Source organism: Enterobacter cloacae complex sp. OE43NF (assembly GCF_023544405.1).
In the GTDB taxonomy this organism is placed as follows: Bacteria; Pseudomonadota; Gammaproteobacteria; order Enterobacterales; family Enterobacteriaceae; genus Enterobacter; species Enterobacter cloacae.
Window position 1 is genome coordinate 25,846 of sequence record NZ_JAMJFW010000021.1, and the last position, 19,090, is coordinate 44,935.

Consider the following 19,090-nt stretch of genomic DNA (forward strand, 5'->3'; position numbering starts at 1 on the left):
AACAATAGCGTATTGTGGCATAAAAACAGACGATTCGGGAGTTTCAAATGACCTTCGAGTGGTGGTTCGCTTACCTGCTGACATCCATCATCCTCAGCCTGTCACCGGGTTCGGGGGCAATTAATACCATGACAACCTCCATTAACCACGGTTATCGCGGGGCGGCAGCATCCATTGCCGGTTTGCAAACCGGACTGGGGATTCACATTGTGCTGGTGGGCGTGGGTTTAGGGACGCTCTTCTCCCGCTCGGTGCTGGCATTTGAAGTGCTGAAATGGGCCGGTGCGGCGTATCTGATTTGGCTCGGCATTCAGCAGTGGCGCGCAGCAGGCTCAATTGACCTCAACACTCTTGCCCGGACGCAAACGCGCGGTCGCCTGTTTAAGCGGGCGGTGTTTGTGAATCTGACCAACCCAAAAAGCATCGTTTTTCTGGCTGCCCTGTTCCCGCAGTTTATCGTCCCGCATCAGCCGCAGGTCATGCAGTACGTAGTCCTGGGCGTGACCACCATTGTTGTCGATATTATTGTGATGATTGGCTACGCGACGCTGGCGCAGCGGATTGCAGCATGGATTAAAGGGCCTAAGCAAATGAAGGCCCTGAACAAAGTGTTTGGTTCGCTGTTTATGCTGGTTGGCGCGCTGCTTGCGTCAGCGCGTCATGCTTAGCGAGAGATAATAAGATGGATACCAAAGCCGGCGAACAGCGCGCCGGCGAAGCCGTCAATCCATTTCGCGATGCGCTGATAGCCACGGCGCATCGCCGGTAAGGCAAACAGGCTGGCAACAACGGTGAACCACGCAAACGTCTCAACCACGATCAGCAGGAAGATACCCCAGCGTGCACCCGCCCCCACGCTGTCGCCCACGAACAGGGAGAAGACGGAACCGAAATAGATAATCGCTTTCGGGTTCGCCAGGTTGGTCAGCAGCCCTTTCACAAAGCTACGGCCGCCCGTTGCCAGCTCAACTTTTGGCTCTTGCGGTTTTTTCTCTTCTTTCTTCAGCGCTCCGCGCAGCATCTGGTAGCCCATCCAGCACAGGTACAGACCGCCACCAACCATGATGATGTTATGCAGCCACGCCATCTTCGCCAGGATGAGGTTCAGGCCAAGCAGCGCCACGGCCGCCCAGACCATAACACCCATAGTGATACCCAACACCCCCATCATTGCTTCTTTGCGGGAGCGGCTGACGGCGGTTTGTGACACGAAGAAAAAGTCAGGGCCCGGGCTCATCAGCGCAACAATGTGCACCAACGCCACGGTAAGAAATAGCATTAACATAATTCGCTCGCGGGGAAATAATTCAGTGAGTCATCATCCTGGCACTTTTTTGCGCGGCTGACTACTCCTCATCATCACCATCGACATGTGAACGGATGAGCGCCATGAATTCTTTACCAAAGCGCTCCAGCTTGCGCGTGCCCACGCCGTTGACGCTCAGCATTTCGCTGGCGCTGAGCGGCATCTGCTCGGCCATCTCGATCAGCGTCGCGTCGTTGAAGACCACATATGGCGGAATGTTCTCTTCATCGGCAATCGCTTTACGCAGTTTGCGCAGTTTGGCAAACAGCTTGCGGTCGTAGTTGCCGCCGTAGGATTTCTGCATCACCCGCGGTTTCAGGGCAACTACGCGCGGCACGGCGAGCTTGAGTTCAACATCCCCACGCAGCACCGGGCGCGCGGCTTCGGTGAGCTGAAGCGCGGAGTGCTGGGCGATGTTCTGTGTGGCAAAACCGAGGTGAATCAACTGACGAATAATGCTGACCCAATGCTCGTGGCTCTGGTCTTTACCAATACCGTAGACAGGCAGCTTATCGTGGCCCATGTCGCGGATACGCTGGTTATTGGCGCCGCGCAGCACTTCCACCACGTAGCCCATCCCGAAGCGCTGATTAACACGGTATATGGTCGAAAGCGCCTTACGCGCGTCCATCAGGCCATCGTACTGCTTTGGCGGGTCGAGACAGATATCGCAGTTGCCGCACGGCTCCTGACGCCCTTCACCAAAGTAGTTGAGCAGCACCAGACGGCGGCAGGTCTGCGCTTCCGCAAACGCGCCCATGGCGTTGAGTTTGTGACGCTCGATATCCTGCAGCTGTCCCTGAGGTTTCTCTTCAAGGCAGCGGCGCAGCCACGCCATATCGGCCGGATCGTAAAACAGCATCGCTTCCGCAGGCAGACCATCACGGCCTGCGCGGCCGGTTTCCTGGTAGTAGGATTCGATATTTCGCGGAATGTCGAAGTGCACCACAAAGCGGACGTTGGGCTTGTTAATGCCCATGCCGAACGCCACCGTCGCCACCACAATCTGCAGGTCATCACGCTGGAATTTTTCCTGCACGTCGGCGCGGATGTGGTTTTCTAACCCGGCATGATAGGCCGCCGCGCTAAAGCCGCGGTTTTGCAGACGCGCAGCGGTGTCTTCCACCTTCGCGCGGCTGTTGCAGTAAATGATGCCTGACTTGCCGCGTTGCTCCTGCACATAGCGCAGAAGCTGATCCAGCGGCTTGAATTTTTCCATCAGCATATAGCGGATGTTCGGGCGGTCGAAGCTGCTGACCTGGATCAGCGGGTCGTTCAGCCCCAGCAGGCGGACGATATCCAGCCGCGTGGTGTCATCTGCCGTAGCGGTCAGCGCCATAAACGGCAGTTCAGGGAAGCGCTGACGCAGCTGACCAAGTGCCGCATATTCCGGGCGGAAATCGTGACCCCACTGCGAGATACAGTGCGCTTCATCAACGGCCAGCAGAACGGGATTCCAGTGCGCCAGATGGTCGAGGAAGTTATCCAGCATCAACCGTTCTGGTGCGATATACAGCAAGCGAATCTGTCCGGTACGGCAACCGGCCATCACCTCTTGCTGCTGCTCGCGGGTTTGCGTGGAGTTAAGACAGGCCGCCGCCACGCCGTTGGCGAGCAGCTGGTCAACCTGGTCTTTCATCAGAGAAATCAGCGGCGATACCACGACCGTCAGGCCATTAAGTACCAGCGCGGGCACCTGATAGCAGAGCGATTTACCGCCACCGGTCGGCATTACCACCAGGCAATCACGGCCTTCCAGCACGGTTTCAATGATGGTTTCCTGGCCAGGACGGAACTGCTGGTAGCCAAAGGTTTCATGCAAAACCTGTTTAGCCAGCGACTCCTGATTCAATACTTCCGCCTGCGCCACGTTAACCCCATATGCCAGAAATAAAACAGGCGCTATTTTCAGCGCCTGAGAGAGAAACTTCAACGTTTAACGCAAAAACATTCGAGCGTCTTAGAAAATATCGTTCAGCATCACGCCGACACCCACGCGGGTCTGATTGAAGTTGTAATCGATGAGCGACTCGCCGTAACCGCTGTAGACCTGCGTATAGATACGCACGTGTTTGGTCATCGGGTAGCTTAAGCCCACTTCTGCGCCGCCGTAACCGGTGTTCCAGTTGTACTGGCCCCTGGCGCTCAGCACCGCATCACCCAGCTGATAGCCAATCCTGAGCTGATAGTAGCCCATATATTTGGTGATATCCGGGTTGTCATCGGTGCTGCCCACCACGTACCACGGCTTCACTTCCACCATCATATTACCGTTTTGCGCCATCAGGCGCGTATAGGCGCGGTTCCAGCTACGTGAGGTTGGATCGGAACGGCCGTTGGAGTCATGGTTGAAGCCCACTTCAACGTCACGCAATGTCCAGCCTGCAAACTCATAATCCGTTGCGAACCCCAGGAACAGCTGGGGCTCATAGTTGGTTTCACGGAACGGTGAAGATTCACCGCTGTTGGAAAGCTGCCACCAGGATTTCTGGGTATAAGACGCACCGAGAACCGAATTCGGCCCCAGAATGCCGCGCCAGCACGGAAATGCGAGGCTGAGCTGATATTTCACCTCATCTTTGCGCGCATTCTCAGCCCAGTCATAGGAGCGAATCGCCTCTTTGTTGAGATCGCTGGTCCAGGTATAGAGCACATAGTTGGTGTCGTACGGGTAGAGCGTGAAGGGATTATCATGCTCCTGCAGCAGGTTAGCGATAATGCTACCGCGAACTGCTGGCGTATCATGCACCTCTTTGACTGTCGCTTCCTGCGCATAGGCTGTGAGAGGCAGCGCAACCGCTGCCAGTAACCCTGCCAGATACGTCCGCATCGGTGGTGTTCTCCTGCAAAATGTTAAATGATCTGAATCGTTATATGGCGCACATTCTACAGACTTCTGCAGCAACTGCTGCATCCTCGTTTCTGAAAGTGGCATTCTTGCCTGTCCGGGCATAAAATCAACATTTTATTAACATTAAGGATGTGATGTCTCATGTCAGCCATGCTAACCGCCGAAGAAGCGTTAAAACTCGTGGGCGAGATTTTTGTTTACCATATGCCGTTTAACCGCGCGCTGGGACTGGAGCTGGAGCGTTACGAAAAAGACTTTGCCCAGCTCAGCTTTAACAACCAGCCGATGATGGTAGGCAACTGGGCACAGAGCATTTTACATGGCGGGGTAATTGCCTCCGCGCTGGACGTGGCTGCAGGGCTGGTATGTGTTGGCAGCACCCTGACCCGCCATGACACCATCAACGAAGACGAGCTGCGTAAGCGCTTATCCCGCATGGGTACCATCGATTTACGCGTCGATTATCTGCGTCCCGGGCGCGGAAACCGCTTCACCTGCAGCAGCAGCCTGCTCCGCGCGGGTAATAAGGTTGCCGTGGCGCGTGTTGAACTGCATAACGAAGAACAACTTTATATCGCCAGCGCAACCGCCACTTATATGGTGGGTTGAAGCTGAAAAATCGGGTAAAGTTAATTCACTTTTTTGTCACGGATTTTCCCGATGGATGCTAAACAGACGCGGCAGGGCGTGTTACTCGCCCTTGCCGCTTATTTTATTTGGGGTGTCGCACCCGCCTACTTTAAATTTATCGCTTACGTACCGGCTGATGAGATCCTCACTCACCGCGTCATCTGGTCCTTCTTCTTCATGATCGCGCTGATGAGCGTTAGCCGTCAGTGGTCTGGCGTCAAAACGCTGCTACAAACCCCGAAGAAGATCTTCCTGCTGGCACTCTCGGCAGTACTGATTGGCGGAAACTGGCTGCTGTTTATCTGGGCGGTGAATAACCATCACATGCTCGAAGCGAGTCTGGGCTACTTTATTAACCCGCTGGTGAATATTGTGCTGGGGATGATTTTCCTCGGCGAGCGCTTCCGCCGGATGCAGTGGCTGGCGGTGATCCTCGCCTTCTGCGGCGTGCTGGTTCAGCTGTGGACCTTCGGTTCACTGCCTGTTATTGCGCTGGGGCTGGCGTTCAGCTTTGCGTTCTACGGGCTGGTGCGTAAGAAGATTGCCGTGGAAGCGCAAACCGGCATGCTGTTTGAGACCCTGTGGCTGTTGCCGGTGGCCGCTATCTATCTATTCGGCATAGCCGACAGCCCGACCAGCCACATGGGCAGCAACCCGTGGTCCCTGAATGTAATGCTGATGGCCGCAGGCGTGGTGACGACCATCCCACTGCTCTGCTTTACCGGTGCGGCAACACGCCTGCGTCTGTCCACGCTGGGCTTTTTCCAGTACATCGGCCCAACGCTGATGTTCCTGCTGGCGGTGGTGTTTTACGGCGAAGTGCCGGGTGCGGATAAGATGGTGACGTTCGCGTTTATCTGGGTGGCACTGGCGATTTTTGTCGCTGACGCGATTTATACCCAGCGCCGGGTGCGTAAAGGGCTGTGATTTTCCCCTCTCCCGGTGGGAGAGGGAATTCGATCGTAGGGCGGGTAAGCGCAGCGCCACCCGCCAGATTTTTACAGCCAGTTGCGACGCTTGAAATAGAGATACGGCGCCAGCCCGGCGAGGATCATAAAGATAATCGCCCCCGGATAGCCGAAACTCCACTTCAGCTCTGGCATAAACTCAAAGTTCATCCCATAGCTGGATGCCACCAGCGTCGGCGGCAGGAACACCACGGATACCACCGAGAAGATCTTGATAATGCGGTTCTGCTCGATGTTGATAAAGCCCATCGCCGCCTGCATCAGGAAGTTGACCTTCTGGAACAGTGATTCGTTGTGCGGCAGCAGGGATTCGATATCGCGCAGGATCTCACGCGCCTGTTCCAGCTGGCCGCCCGGCAGACGCGCCTTGCGCACCAGGAAGTTCAGCGCGCGCTGGGTATCCATCAGACACAGACGCACCTTCCAGCCGATATCTTCCAGCTCCGCCAGCGTGGAGAGCGCTTCGTCGTATTCATCGCCCTGATGGCCTTCCATGATGACGCGGCTCAGTTTTTCCAGATCGCTGTAGATATTTTCAATCTCATCCGCCAGCTGCTCAATTTTGGTTTCGAACAGATCGAGCAGCAATTCGTAAGCATTGCCGTCCACCATCGCCTGGCTGCGGGCGCGCATACGGTAGAGACGAAACGCCGGCAGTTCGCGCTCGCGCAGGGTAAACAGGCGACCGTCGCGAATGGTAAACGCCACGGTGGAGTTCCCCGCGTGGTCTTCGGCATCTTCAAAGAAGAAGAAGGAGTGAATGTGCAGGCCGTCTTCGTCTTCAAAAAAACGTGCGGATGCTTCGATGTCTTCCAGTTCCGGGCGAGTGGCCAGACTCTGCCCCAGCTCAGATTGTACGCGCAGGCGTTCATCGTCGTCCGGCTCGACCAGATCCACCCATACGGCATCAATGAGGGGCTGTGACTCTTCGGCTTCAAGCCGAGTCAGTCGGTTATTTTCGAGTTGAAATGCGCTCAACATGACCGGGACTCCCAATGCAAAAAATATCGGACAGTTCGGTGGGCACACAGAAACAAATTGGGTTTCAGACCATTAAACAGCCTGACTCAGCGCGACGGGAATAATGCAGGTCGCTGACAACCACTAAGGCCATCAGCAAGAGGAGATAGCCTTAGGAGTTGTTCCTGGATGACAGGGAATTGAGCCAGTATCTACTGGGTGTGTCCAAGGCGAATGTCCTCTTAGCGTAATCGTGCGCGCATGTTACGCCAGCAGCAACTGTGGCGTCAACACGCAACGAAACGCTGAAGGACATTAATTGACCTTCAACGTATAAGGCTAGCAGATTATTACAAAATAATGATATTTTTCTGAAAGTTACACTGCTTCCAGCTTGGCATACGCGGCCACCAGCCATTTGATCCCCTGCCCCTGGAACGCCACCTGCAGGCGGCTGTGCTCGCCGCTGCCTTCCAGATTGACGATGGTGCCTTCACCAAACTTCGAATGACGCACGCGCTGGCCCAGCTTATAGCCGGTGTCGGTTTCCGCAATCGGCGAGCCCATCCGCTGATGGCTGACCGGGCGGCTGATACTGGCACGCAGACGAACCTCTTCGACACACTCTTCCGGCAATTCGCCGATAAAGCGCGACGGACGGTGATAGACCTCTTTGCCGTACAAACGGCGGGTTTCAGCGTAGGTCAGCGTCAGCTTCTGCATCGCTCGCGTCACGCCTACGTAAGCCAGACGGCGTTCCTCTTCCAGACGCCCGCCTTCATCCAGCGACATCTGGCTCGGGAACATGCCCTCTTCCATGCCGACGATAAACACCTGCGGGAATTCGAGGCCTTTGGCAGAGTGCAGGGTCATCAGTTGAACCGCATCCTGCCAGGTATCCGCCTGCCCTTCGCCCGCTTCCAGCGCGGCGTGAGAAAGGAACGCCTGCAGCGGCATCAGGTCTTCGTCTTCTTCGTTGTAGCTGAACTGGCGCGTTGCCGTCACCAGTTCCTCTAAGTTCTCAATACGGGTCTGGCCCTTCTCGCCTTTCTCCTGCTCGTACATGGTGCGCAGGCCGGAGTCTTTGATCACCCGGTCAGTCTGCACGTGTAGCGGCATGTCGGCGGTTTCCTGCGCCAGCGCGTCAATTAATTCCAGGAAGCGCTGCAGCGCGCTGGCGGCGCGCCCGGCGAGGGCTTTTTCCTGCAACAGCTCGCGGCACGCCTGCCAGAGCGTAAGCTGACGATCGCGCGAGGCCTGACGCACCACGTCCAGCGTTCGGTCACCAATGCCGCGGGTTGGCGTATTCACCACACGTTCAAACGCCGCATCGTCGTTTCGGTTAGCGATCAGGCGCAGATACGAGAGCGCGTCTTTGATCTCCTGACGTTCGAAGAAGCGCATGCCGCCGTAGATACGGTACGGCATGCTCACCTGCAGCAGCGCCTCTTCCAGCACGCGCGACTGGGCGTTGCTGCGGTAGAGAATGGCACACTGTTCCAGCGCGCCACCGTTGTCCTGCCAGGTTTTGATGCGGTTCACCACGAAACGTGCTTCGTCGAGCTCGTTGAAGGCGCAGTAAATGGAAATCGGCTCACCGTCGACCCCATCGGTCCACAGCTTTTTACCCAGACGTCCGTTGTTGTTTTCAATCAGGGCGTTGGCCGCGCTGAGGATATTGCTGGTCGAGCGGTAGTTCTGCTCCAGACGGATGGTTTCGGCGCCGGGGAAGTCGTTGAGGAAGCGCTGAATGTTTTCCACCTGCGCGCCACGCCAGCCGTAGATGGACTGATCGTCATCGCCTACGATCATCACCTTGCCGGTATCCCCGGCCAGCAGGCGGATCCAGGCGTACTGGATGTTGTTGGTATCCTGGAATTCGTCCACCAGGATGTTGGTGAAGCGTTCACGGTAGTGCTGCAGGATATGCGGTTTGTTCAGCCACAGCTCGTGGGCGCGCAGCAACAGTTCGGCAAAGTCCACCAGCCCGGCGCGGTCACACGCTTCCTGGTAGGCCTTGTAAACGTTCTGCCAGGTCTGCTCCACCGGGTTACCAAAGCTCTGAATATGGTGCGGGCGCAACCCTTCGTCTTTCTGGCCGTTGATGTACCACATCGCCTGACGTGGCGGCCACTGTTTCTCGTCGAGATTCATCGCTTTAATCAGGCGTTTCAGCAGACGGAGCTGGTCTTCGCTGTCGAGGATCTGGAAATCCTGCGGCAGATTGGCGTCCATATGGTGCGCACGCAGCAGGCGGTGCGCCAGACCGTGGAAGGTGCCGACCCACATGCCGCCCTGGCTGGTACCCATCAACTGGGCGATACGGTGGCGCATCTCCGCCGCCGCCTTGTTGGTAAACGTGACCGCCATGATGGAGTATGGAGAGCAGTTTTCCACGCTCTGCAGCCAGGCGATACGGTGAACCAGCACGCGCGTCTTACCACTGCCCGCCCCAGCCAGCACCAGCAGGTTGGTACGCGAGGCGGCAACCGCATCACGCTGTTTGTCATTAAGGCTGTCGAGCAGGTAAGAAACGTCCATTGGCACCGTCACATAGTATTCAGGAACACAGCAAAGCGCCCGGTGGCGCTTTGCTTACCGGGCCTACAACTGCAAAAACCCTGGTAATTTATACAATATTACTGGTGATTATATCAGCGTCGTGAGGGATGCCAACCGTGAAATTTCCAGGTGCGGCAGAAGACGGCTGTCCGGGACGATCATCAGGTCCGTCTTTTCTGGCTTGATCCAGCAGGCCTGCATACCGCAGCGGATGGCACCCGCTACGTCTGTGGTCAGGTCATCACCCACATGCAACATTTCGCCGAGCGGCAGGTTCAGCTTCTCCGCCGCCAGATGATACATATCGTTAAACGGCTTCGAGCGCCCGTGCGGACCCGCCCGCAGCACAAATTCGAAGTAATCCCCCAGACCAAACAGCTCCGGCTGCGCATTGCCATTGGTGATTGCGACCAGCGGCCATTTTTCTGCCAGTTTTGCCAGGGTGTCGTGCGTTTCCTGCGGCACGTCGATACGGCTGCGCCATTTGGCGAAGTTTTCCATTGCGGCTTCAGCCCCGACGGCCGCATCCTGTGCGCTCAGCCCAGCGTTGAGCATCGCCTGCTCCACCGCACGGCGACGCCATTCGGTTACATCGTGATAAATATCCGGCTCGGTCTCACGCAGGGACTGGCGCAGCAGCTGAAAGTCCTTGTTCTGCATCGTCTTCAGCGCCGGATGGTAGTTCTGAACAAACGCCAGCGACTCCTGCTCAGTACGCAGGATCACTTCACGGTTGTCATAAAGGGTGTCATCAAGATCAAAAGTCAGGGCTGAGATGTGACCCAGTGGGCGGTAAAAACGCATTATTTCCCCCGTTTGGCGCGTGGATGCGCCGCGTCATACACCGACGCAAGGTGTTGAAAGTCTAAGTGGGTATAGATTTGGGTGGTGGAGAGATTCGCGTGGCCGAGCAGTTCCTGCACGCCACGCAGATCGCCACTCGATTCCAGCATGTGGGTGGCAAAGGAGTGGCGAAGCTTGTGCGGATGGACGTGGCTGTTGAGCCCCTGCTTAATGCCCCACTCTGCAAAGCGTTTCTGCACGTTACGCGCCGAGATCCGCTTGCCGAGTTTCGACAGGAACAGCGCATCCTCCTCGGCGCCAAACAGCCCGCGCAGATCCAGCCAGTGCTCAATCCACGAGACGGCATTACGGCCAATCGGCAGGCGGCGCTCTTTGCTGCCCTTACCCATCACCCACACTTCGCCGGACTCCAGATCGAGATGTTTTAAATCGAGATTAACCAGTTCGGAAAGACGCAGACCCGCACCGTACATGACCTCCAGCATCGCGCGATCGCGCACGGCCAGCGGGTCGTTGAGGTCAATATCCAGCAGGCGGTTTACATCGTCGACGTCGATATTTTTCGGCAGGTGACGCGGGGCTTTCGGCGTGGCGATGCCTTTCGCCGGGTTGGCTTTTAAGCCGCCCTGGCTCACCAGCCAGTCGAAGAAACTGCGCAGCGCAGAAAGCCTGAGCGCCAGACTCGCCGGGCTTAGGTTTTTTTTACGGCTACGCACAACAAACCCACGGACGGTTGCAGCGTCACATTGTTGCCAGCTTTTCAGGCCGATCTCATCGGCAATCTGCATGATGGCATCAAGCTGACGCTGATAGTTCAGCAGCGTAATGGGGCTTAGCTGACGTTCAACGCCCAGGTAGCGCAGAAAGCGCGAGACGTCAGTCGCGAGCAGGGCGTCCGTCATACACGTTCAATCCAGCGCTCCAGCAGCTCAGGCAGCATCAGGGCGATCTCCTGCAGCAGCTGCGTGCCTTGTCCCTGCTCGTAATGATGCGCGTCGCGGCTGGTAAATAACATCACCCCCAGATCGCCATCACGCCCCATCATCGACATCGCCACCGAGCCTATCGCTTTCGCCTCCGGCAGTACCACCAGCAGTTCCGGTCCGTTAAGCGGCCCAAGATAGTGATGTTCGTGGCCCAGACGCTGAATACGCAGGGGTTCAAACGCCTGGCGACTCAACGCCAGATGGGTAAAACCGGACGGCGCGCCAATGCGCCAGCGGTCAGGGAAAAGACGAATCGTTGCGCCAGCCAGCCCCAGTTCACGCGCCCAGCGGTGGAAACGGCTGAGAAATTCTTCAAGGCTGTGCGCCGAGGCCAGACGCGCCTGCAGATGCAGAAGACGATAGAACAGGCTTTCGTTCGTGTTGGCCTGCTCCATCAGCAACGTCATGTTCTCTTCAAGCTGATTGATGTGGTTGCGCGAGCGTGCCATGTGCCATTCGACCAGCGACACGGTCCCGCGAACCGGATGCGGCACACGCATCGCTTCGACGACGCGTGCATTGCGAATAAAAAACTCAGGATTGCGCAGCAGATAATCAACAACAGCCCTGTCGTCCAGTTCCGTCACCGTTTCCTGCAGTTCTTCCCCTGGTTGTTTCATAGATGGATAAACCCGTCATAGACATGTGCCGCCGGGCCAGTCATATACAGTGGATGACCCGGTCCTTTCCAGGCGATATCAAGACGACCGCCTGGTAACTCCACGCGAACCTCTTCGGCCAGTAACCCCTGAGAGATGCCGACGGCCACCGCAGCACAGGCACCGCTTCCGCAAGCCTGCGTTTCGCCCGCGCCGCGCTCGTACACGCGCAGACGGATATGCTCACGCTTCACCACCTGCATAAAACCGATATTCGCCCGTTCCGGGAAACGTTCATGGCTTTCCAGCACCGGACCCAGGGTTTCAACCGCGGCCGTTTCCACGTTATCGACCTGAATCACACAGTGTGGGTTGCCCATCGAGACGACGCCACACAATACTGTCTGCTCGGCCGCACGCATAATATAGGTCTTTTCCGCTTTGTTTGCGCGAAACGGCACCGCAGAAGGTTCGAAGTTTGGTTCGCCCATGTTCACGCGCACCAGCTCGTCATCGGTAACGCTGAGCACCATGCGGCCATTCGCCGTGCTGACACGGATATCGCGTTTGTTGGTCAACCCTTTCAGGCGGACAAAGCGGGCAAAACAGCGCGCGCCGTTGCCGCACTGATTCACCTCGCTGCCATCCGCATTGAAAATACGGTAGTGGAAATCGAGGTCGGGATCGTACGGCGGTTCAACCACCAGCAGCTGATCGAACCCCACGCCCAGGTGTCGATCCGCCAGGCGGCGGATCAGTTCCGGGGAGAAAAAGACATTCTGCGTTACCGCGTCGACGACCATAAAATCGTTACCAAGGCCATGCATTTTAGAGAACTGCATCATTTGCTCCATTGCGCGGGTACAGAACGTGATCGTCAGAGATTAACCTGAGTCGGGCCACCGTTGTTGCCACGATCGTTAGTGTCTGGCGTAGATGACTCAATGCCGCTGTTCACAGGTTTCGTCGGCGGCGGCGCGGTTTTATCCGCTGGCGGGAAGTACAGCGGCCCCTTCAGTCCACAGCCAGTCAGACTAAACAGCGTGATGAGAACGGCAAGCGTTCGGAAAGCGTTTTTCATTATAAAGTTGCCCGTAAGTTCAAATCTGTTTCTATCATCGCAGGAGAAGACACAAAAGCAAGAGTTTGCCGCTTTCCTGCAACGGGAATTATTTAGGGTTATACTGCCGGCATCACGAAAAACAGGAACAAAACCATGAACGACAGTGAATTCCATCGCCTTGCCGACACCCTGTGGATGACCATTGAAGAGCGCCTGGACGACTGGGAAGGCGACAGCGATATCGATTGTGAAATCAACGGCGGTATCCTGACCCTCAGTTTCGAAAACGGCAGCAAAATTATTATTAACCGCCAGGAGCCGCTTCACCAGGTATGGCTGGCAGCCAGACAGGGTGGCTACCATTTCGATCTGAAAGGGGATGAATGGGTTTGTGACCGTAGCGGCGAAACCTTCTGGGATCTGCTGGAGCAGGCTGCAACCGCGCAGGCGGGTGAAGATGTGAGTTTCAGGTAGTTTCTGTGCCGGGTGGCGCTGCGCTTACCCGGCCTACAGATTCGAGCTGTTGTAGGCCCGGTAAGGCGTAGCCGCCACCGGGCGAGCGAAAAGCATCACGAGAAATACTGCTGCAACAGCGGTGCGGTATCCTGATTCGCAGGCACGGCAGGCGTGACGGCCTGAGTACGGAACGGAATCACCTGCGCACGGCCATCGACATTCACAATCTGGTAGAACTGCGGCAGGTTGAAGTTGATGAAGCTGGAGCCGTAGGTGAAGCGGTCATGTGATGAGGAGTAGAAGCGGCTAACGTCACGCACCAGCTCCTCTTTACTGCCTTCGCAGTGGTGATACACCTCTGCACGGTTGGTCTCATCAAGAATATAGATGTTGAAACCGGCATCGTCTCCCGACTCTTCAAAGAAGAACTGGATAATCCCTTCACTGGCAAAGCCATCCACCACCTGCGGCAGCTTGACGTGGTTAGTCTCCACCTGAACCGACAGGCCATGCAGTTTGTTGTGGGAAATCGCGCCGTAAAACTCAATGGCGTTCTCCAGCTTCTGCACCGACACGTTCAGGCGTTCGAAGAACAGACCCCAGGTTTGCCCTGAAACACGCAGCGCTTTAAAGCGACCGGTTTCCTGACGGGTACTGGAAAGACGCAGCTCAATACACTCTGAGACTAACTGCTGCACGCGGGTACGAATCAAACCACGCAGGTGCTGACTGTAGCAGAACACTTCCACGCTGTCCGGCGGCGCGGCATCCTGGTGCATCTTGCCGAGAATGGTTTTCAACGCTTCGATCATCGCCTGCTCGCCGTTGAAGTGCAGCGTACGCACTTCGTTCCACGAGTTGCGGTACAGCAGATCCACGCTGCCGACCAGGCAATTTTGCTGCTCGCCAAAGCTGAAGACGTCCAGCTTGCGGAAGTCAAAATGCACGACCTGATTGCGGAAGGCCGCCGTCGGGTCATATTCCAGGTTGACGATAATCGCCAGATGGCGAATTTCACACGGGCTGTAGAGCGCTTTTGGCGTGGGTGCCGGCAGACGTAGCGGGAAGTGATGGGAGACATCCGCCACCATCTCCTGCAGTTTGGCTAAATCGACCACCTCGTTGCCTTTGATAAACAGGCGGGTGCGCGAGGTCAGCAGGCCGTTAAACCAGGCCCAGGCCACCAGCTTGTTCAGGTAGCGGTTATACTCCAGCGGCTGATGGCTGATGATTGAATCCATGCTTGGGGCACGGTTATACAGATACCACCCGGTGCGGTTCGCGCGGCCCGGCGGCACATAGATAAAGGTCAGGTTTGGCTCTGACAGATCGGGCGAAATTTGCGGGTTAACCAGGGTAACTTTGCCCGGCAGCGCTTCAAACGCGGCATACAGTTTGCGGGTCAATACCCCGATGTCCTGCGGGCTGGCGGACACGCTGAGGTTGTTACGGCGCGCAAAGCGGATCAGGTTACGGTAGCTTTGCATCATCGCATCAAGCAGTTCGTTGTGTGCTTCACGCACCTGATCGATTTTCCAGTTGGCGCGATTGTCGAGCATGGAGAGACGCTCTTCGCCCCATCCCCACTCTTTGACGAGCTGAGAAACCACTTCACGACGCCAGCCCACGCAGGCGCGTTCACGGCTCAATTTCTCACAAACTTTGAGATAGAAACATCGACGCACCAGGTCGAGACGCGTGGTGTCATCAATGGCTTTCAGGTATTCGGTAACGCGTTCCAGCATCATGCAGTAGGCGTCAAGCCCAAAGGAGACAATCTCCCCGTCGTGCAGACGCTGCTTGATATCTTTCGCCAGCAGGCGTGGGGTTGGGTATTCCCAGGAATAGGCTTCGAGCAACAACGTTTTCAGCACCGCTTTGTATGGTGAGTCGATGCTCTTATAAAGCTGCCAGAGGCTCGCGCCAAAGTACTCTTCGGCTGACAGGGAGCTCAGGCCGCCCAAATCCAGCCATTCGTTTGGCGTCAGTACGCCCTGCGCGTAAAGCGACATCACGTAATCATCGTAATGCTCTTCTTCTTCGCACGGAACCATATTCCACAGAATACGCTTCCCGGCCAGACGCACTGCCGTACGGTAAAATTCGTCCAGCAATAAAATGTGCTGCGTGGAGCCGCAGTCCTCACCACCCAGACTGCCGCTTTCGTTATGGCGGAAACGGTTTTCATCAATCAGGAAGAAGCTCACTTCCACGCCAAGCGATGCCGCCCAGCTTTCCAGCAGGCTACATTTACGCTGCAGCAACTGACGCTCTTCGTTATCGAGCCAGGATTGATGACAGACCCAGATGTCCAGGTCAGACGAACAGCTTTGCCCTACCGAAGAGGTGCTCCCCATGGAGTAAACGCCGGTGATAGGCAGTTCACCTTTCGGGGATTCCTGCGGCGGCATGCCACGGTAGAGTTCAAGTTCGTTGAGATAATGCTGTTGGGTTTCATCAGGCGTGAAAAGGCAAATGCCCTTGGGAACGTTACCGTCAAGGTAACCCGGCATCAGCGGATGGTGATAGTGCAATAATGTCGGCAGCAGACTGTATACCTGCTGGAAAGCAGGGCCCATGGCAGCAAGCGCGCGATCCACACGCAGTTGATTGATGGCATCCAGTCTCTGTTTCAGAGTCTCAATATAGAGGTACAAGACGTATCGCCTGATGTTTCCGGGTGTCGCAAGCTATTCAAAAACCAAAATAACAGCGAGCCCGCAGTATTTCAAAAAAATAACCGTTACCCTTTTTCGCCCTTATCATTATGCTGGTACCGACGAAAAAATGGTCTAAAACGTGATCAATTTAACACCTTGCCGATTGACCGTAAAGAAAGTTGCGCTACATACAAAGTGTAGCACCGTTCTGTACGTGTAAATTCCTTAATACGGCTGTGGCTGACGAGAACTCCCACCCTGTCCCTCTCTTCTTCATCACCGTAAAACTGCCATCCCAGAGTCAACAATGTTAGGATGGTTAGCGATTGATAATGACGGTAACAAGCATGTTAGACAATGTTTTGAGAATTGCCACACGCCAAAGCCCTCTTGCGCTCTGGCAGGCACATTATGTTAAGCAGCGCCTGGAAGCCTGCCACAGCGGCTTGCGCGTCGAGCTGGTGCCCATGGTCACGCGCGGCGATGTGATCCTTGATACGCCGCTGGCGAAAGTGGGCGGCAAAGGCTTGTTTGTCAAAGAACTGGAACTGGCATTGCTTGAGAACCGCGCCGACATCGCCGTGCATTCGATGAAAGACGTGCCCGTCGAGTTCCCGGAAGGGCTGGGACTGGTGACCATTTGCGAGCGCGAGGATCCGCGCGATGCGTTTGTCTCTAACCAGTTTGACTCGCTAGATGCGTTGCCCAAAGGCAGCGTGGTTGGCACGTCCAGTTTACGCCGCCAGTGTCAGTTGGCTGAACGCCGTCCGGATCTGATCATACGCTCGCTGCGCGGTAACGTCGGCACGCGTCTGGGCAAGCTGGATAACGGCGATTACGATGCCATTATCCTCGCGGTAGCAGGACTTAAGCGTCTGGGGCTGGAGTCACGCATTCGCGTCGCGTTGCCACCGGAGCTCTCTTTGCCGGCCGTGGGACAGGGCGCTGTAGGTATTGAGTGCCGTCTGGATGACAGGCGTACCCGTGAACTGCTTGCGCCGCTGAATCATGACGAGACGGCCATTCGCGTCAAAGCCGAGCGTGCGATGAATACCCGCCTTGAAGGGGGGTGCCAGGTGCCGATTGGCAGCTATGCTGAATTAATTAACGGTGAACTGTGGCTGCGTGCGCTGGTTGGCGCGCCGGACGGTTCGCAGATGGTACGCGGTGAGCGCCGCGGTAAACCGCAAGATGCTGAGCAGCTTGGCGTTTCGCTGGCGGAAGAGTTACTGGATAACGGTGCCCGCGAGATTCTGGCTGACGTTTACGATGGAGAGCCCCCTGCATGAGTATTCTCGTCACCCGCCCTTCTCCCGCAGGAGAGCAGTTAGTGAGCCGTCTGCGCGCACTGGGGCAGGTGGCCTGGAGTTTTCCGCTTATTGAATTCTCCCCGGGTCGGGAGTTGTCCGCGCTCGCCGACCATATGAATACCCTTCAGGAAGGCGACCTGCTGTTTGCCTTGTCGCAACATGCCGTGGAATTTGCCCATGCGCAGCTACAACAGCAGGGACTGAACTGGCCTACCGCGCCACGCTATTTCGCGATTGGCCGTGCCACCGCCCTGGCGCTGCATACCGTAAGTGGAGCAGACGTGCGTTACCCGTTAGATCGGGAAACCAGCGAAGTCTTGCTACAATTACCTGAATTACAAACCCTAATCGGAAAACGTGCGCTGATTTTACGCGGTAATGGCGGACGCGAACTGTTAGGCGAAACGCTGCGTGAACGCGGAGCTGACGTCACGTTTTGCGAATGTTATCAACGCTGTGCAAAACATTACGATGGTGCACAAGAGGCGATGCGCTGGCATACGCGCGGCATTACAACGCTGGTGGTGACCAGCGGCGAAATGCTGCAGCAACTCTGGTCGCTGGTGCCGCTTTGGTATCGTGAAAACTGGTTACTCCACTGTCGGCTTTTGGTCGTCAGTGAGCGTCTGGCGAACCTCGCCCGGGAACTGGGCTGGCAAGATATTCGGATCGCTGATAACGCCGACAACGATGCGCTGCTGCGCGCATTACAATAACTCTCATAATGGGATGCCATAATGACGGAACACGACAAATCCTCCGCCGTGGTTGAAGAGACCAGGGAGACTGTGGACATGACGCCACAGTCAGAAACGACTGAGAAAACCGTTGAGAAGAAAAACGGCAGCAACAAGACCAGCCTTGCGCTGAGCGCGATTGCCATCGCCATTGCGCTGGCAGCAGGCGTCAGCCTCTACGGCCTGGTGAAACAGCAAAGCACCAATCAGACGGCAACCAGCGACGCGCTGGTTAATCAGCTCGCCGCGCTGCAAAAAGCGCAGGAGACACAAAAAACCGAGCTGGAAGGCGTCATCAAACAGCAGGCTGCCGCGCTTGCCGATGCGAACAGCAAACAGGAAGAGCTAACCAAACAGCTGGACGAAGTACAGCAAAAAGTGGCCACCATTTCCGGTACCGATGCCAAAACCTGGCTGCTTTCTCAGGCTGATTTTCTGGTGAAACTGGCCGGGCGTAAGCTCTGGAGCGATCAGGATGTCACCACCGCCGCCGCTCTGCTGAAAAGCGCAGATGCGAGCCTGGCGGACATGAACGATCCAAGCCTCATCACCGCACGTCGCGCCATTACCGAAGACATCGCCAGCCTCTCCGCCGTTTCTCAGGTGGATTATGACGGCATCATCCTCAAGGTAAATCAGCTCTCGAACCAGATTGATAACCTGCAACTGGCAGATAATAACGACGACGATTCTCCCATGGATTCCGACGGCACCGAGCTGTCCAGCTCCCTGAGCGAGTGGCGTGTAAACCTGCAAAAAAGCTGGCAGAACTTTATGGACAGCTTCATCACCATTCGTCGCCGTGATGAAACCGCCGTGCCGCTGTTAGCGCCGAACCAGGATATCTACCTGCGTGAGAACATTCGTTCCCGTCTGCTGGTCGCGGCCCAGGCCGTGCCACGTCATCAGGAAGAGACCTACAAACAGGCGCTGGATAACGTCTCCACATGGGTACGTGCTTACTACGATACCGATGATGCCACCACCACGGCGTTCCTCGATGACATCGACAAACTGAGTCAGCAGAACATCACCATGAACGTGCCGGATAAACTGGCCAGCCAGCCGATTCTGGAAAAGCTGATGCAAACGCGCGTACGTAACCTGCTGGCACAGCCGGGCGTTCCGGCTGCGCAGACGGGTGAACCTGCACCAGCCGCCGCGCCCGCGCCTGAAAGCGCCCCACAAGGAGAGTAAC

General features: G+C 56.4%; 19 protein-coding genes. 7 read left to right on the forward strand and 12 right to left on the reverse strand.

The genetic code is table 11. The features are described 5' to 3' along the window. Positions 1-47 precede the first annotated feature (47 nt). A complete protein-coding gene (rhtB, locus tag M8370_RS11875; protein ID WP_013099249.1) occupies positions 48-668 on the forward strand; it encodes a homoserine/homoserine lactone efflux protein in 621 nt (206 codons plus the stop codon). Here rhtB and rhtC read toward each other — a convergent pair. The 3 genes from rhtC to pldA all read right to left on the reverse strand — a co-directional run bounded on the left by rhtC (position 665) and on the right by pldA (position 4,136). Beyond that, positions 665-1,285, reverse strand: a complete 621-nt coding sequence (gene rhtC / locus M8370_RS11880) for a threonine export protein RhtC (protein WP_014833703.1) — start codon at positions 1,283-1,285, stop codon at positions 665-667. The genes rhtB and rhtC overlap by 4 nt on opposite strands. A 61-nt stretch (positions 1,286-1,346) precedes the next feature. Next, positions 1,347-3,176: an ATP-dependent DNA helicase RecQ gene (gene recQ / locus M8370_RS11885; RefSeq protein WP_038420793.1), complete on the reverse strand. Its 1,830-nt coding sequence runs from the start codon at positions 3,174-3,176 to the stop codon at positions 1,347-1,349. A 90-nt stretch (positions 3,177-3,266) separates the two neighbouring features. Next, positions 3,267-4,136 carry a phospholipase A gene (gene pldA / locus M8370_RS11890; RefSeq protein ID WP_250021100.1) on the reverse strand — a complete coding sequence of 290 codons (870 nt, stop codon included), beginning with the start codon at positions 4,134-4,136 and terminating at the stop codon, positions 3,267-3,269. Between the two features lie 162 nt (positions 4,137-4,298). Between pldA and yigI the strand changes: the two genes are divergently transcribed. Together yigI and rarD are read left to right on the forward strand one after the other, a co-directional pair. Then, positions 4,299-4,766, forward strand: a complete 468-nt coding sequence (yigI, locus tag M8370_RS11895; protein WP_250021101.1) for an acyl-CoA thioesterase YigI — start codon at positions 4,299-4,301, stop codon at positions 4,764-4,766. Between the two features lie 51 nt (positions 4,767-4,817). Continuing rightward, the gene (gene rarD / locus M8370_RS11900) at positions 4,818-5,714 is read left to right on the forward strand and encodes an EamA family transporter RarD (RefSeq protein ID WP_029883129.1); all 897 of its coding nucleotides are present in this window, start codon (positions 4,818-4,820) and stop codon (positions 5,712-5,714) included. 71 nt (positions 5,715-5,785) lie between these two features. On the opposite strand, the gene corA is transcribed toward rarD, so the two are convergent. The 8 genes from corA to lptM all read right to left on the reverse strand — a co-directional run bounded on the left by corA (position 5,786) and on the right by lptM (position 12,747). Further along, entirely contained in the window at positions 5,786-6,736 is a 951-nt protein-coding gene (gene corA / locus M8370_RS11905; RefSeq protein WP_008501540.1) for a magnesium/cobalt transporter CorA, read from the reverse strand. Between the two features lie 151 nt (positions 6,737-6,887). Next, entirely contained in the window at positions 6,888-6,944 is a 57-nt protein-coding gene (gene ysgD / locus M8370_RS11910) for a YsgD/CorL family protein (protein WP_212743980.1), read from the reverse strand. 149 nt (positions 6,945-7,093) lie between these two features. After that, complete coding sequence (gene uvrD / locus M8370_RS11915) at positions 7,094-9,256, reverse strand: DNA helicase II (protein ID WP_013099255.1); 2,163 nt, start codon at positions 9,254-9,256, stop codon at positions 7,094-7,096. A gap of 108 nt (positions 9,257-9,364) precedes the next feature. Next, the gene (yigB, locus tag M8370_RS11920; RefSeq protein ID WP_250021102.1) at positions 9,365-10,081 is read right to left on the reverse strand and encodes a 5-amino-6-(5-phospho-D-ribitylamino)uracil phosphatase YigB; all 717 of its coding nucleotides are present in this window, start codon (positions 10,079-10,081) and stop codon (positions 9,365-9,367) included. Further along, a complete protein-coding gene (xerC, locus tag M8370_RS11925; RefSeq protein ID WP_013099257.1) occupies positions 10,081-10,983 on the reverse strand; it encodes a tyrosine recombinase XerC in 903 nt (300 codons plus the stop codon). Before xerC ends, yigB begins: the two co-directional genes overlap by 1 nt. Then, the gene (locus M8370_RS11930) at positions 10,980-11,687 is read right to left on the reverse strand and encodes a DUF484 domain-containing protein (protein ID WP_013099258.1); all 708 of its coding nucleotides are present in this window, start codon (positions 11,685-11,687) and stop codon (positions 10,980-10,982) included. The genes xerC and M8370_RS11930 overlap by 4 nt, the downstream gene beginning before the upstream one ends. Beyond that, entirely contained in the window at positions 11,684-12,508 is an 825-nt protein-coding gene (gene dapF / locus M8370_RS11935) for a diaminopimelate epimerase (protein ID WP_013099259.1), read from the reverse strand. Before dapF ends, M8370_RS11930 begins: the two co-directional genes overlap by 4 nt. A gap of 35 nt (positions 12,509-12,543) precedes the next feature. Beyond that, complete coding sequence (gene lptM, locus M8370_RS11940; RefSeq protein ID WP_013099260.1) at positions 12,544-12,747, reverse strand: LPS translocon maturation chaperone LptM; 204 nt, start codon at positions 12,745-12,747, stop codon at positions 12,544-12,546. 135 nt (positions 12,748-12,882) lie between these two features. On the opposite strand from lptM, the gene cyaY reads away from it, so the two are divergent. Beyond that, a complete protein-coding gene (cyaY, locus tag M8370_RS11945) occupies positions 12,883-13,203 on the forward strand; it encodes an iron donor protein CyaY (protein WP_013099261.1) in 321 nt (106 codons plus the stop codon). Positions 13,204-13,298: 95 nt separating this feature from the next. Here cyaY and cyaA read toward each other — a convergent pair whose 3' ends face one another. Further along, positions 13,299-15,842: a class I adenylate cyclase gene (gene cyaA / locus M8370_RS11950; RefSeq protein ID WP_013099262.1), complete on the reverse strand. Its 2,544-nt coding sequence runs from the start codon at positions 15,840-15,842 to the stop codon at positions 13,299-13,301. Between the two features lie 350 nt (positions 15,843-16,192). On the opposite strand from cyaA, the gene hemC reads away from it, so the two are divergent. The 3 genes from hemC to hemX are packed head-to-tail and all read left to right on the forward strand — an operon-like array spanning position 16,193 to position 19,089. Further along, positions 16,193-17,134 carry a hydroxymethylbilane synthase gene (hemC, locus tag M8370_RS11955; RefSeq protein ID WP_032618596.1) on the forward strand — a complete coding sequence of 314 codons (942 nt, stop codon included), beginning with the start codon at positions 16,193-16,195 and terminating at the stop codon, positions 17,132-17,134. Further along, positions 17,131-17,871, forward strand: coding sequence for a uroporphyrinogen-III synthase (hemD, locus tag M8370_RS11960; RefSeq protein WP_250021104.1), 741 nt, complete (start codon positions 17,131-17,133; stop codon positions 17,869-17,871). Before hemC ends, hemD begins: the two co-directional genes overlap by 4 nt. 21 nt (positions 17,872-17,892) lie before the next feature. Further along, positions 17,893-19,089 carry a uroporphyrinogen-III C-methyltransferase gene (hemX, locus tag M8370_RS11965; protein ID WP_045902197.1) on the forward strand — a complete coding sequence of 399 codons (1,197 nt, stop codon included), beginning with the start codon at positions 17,893-17,895 and terminating at the stop codon, positions 19,087-19,089. Position 19,090 lies beyond the last annotated feature (1 nt).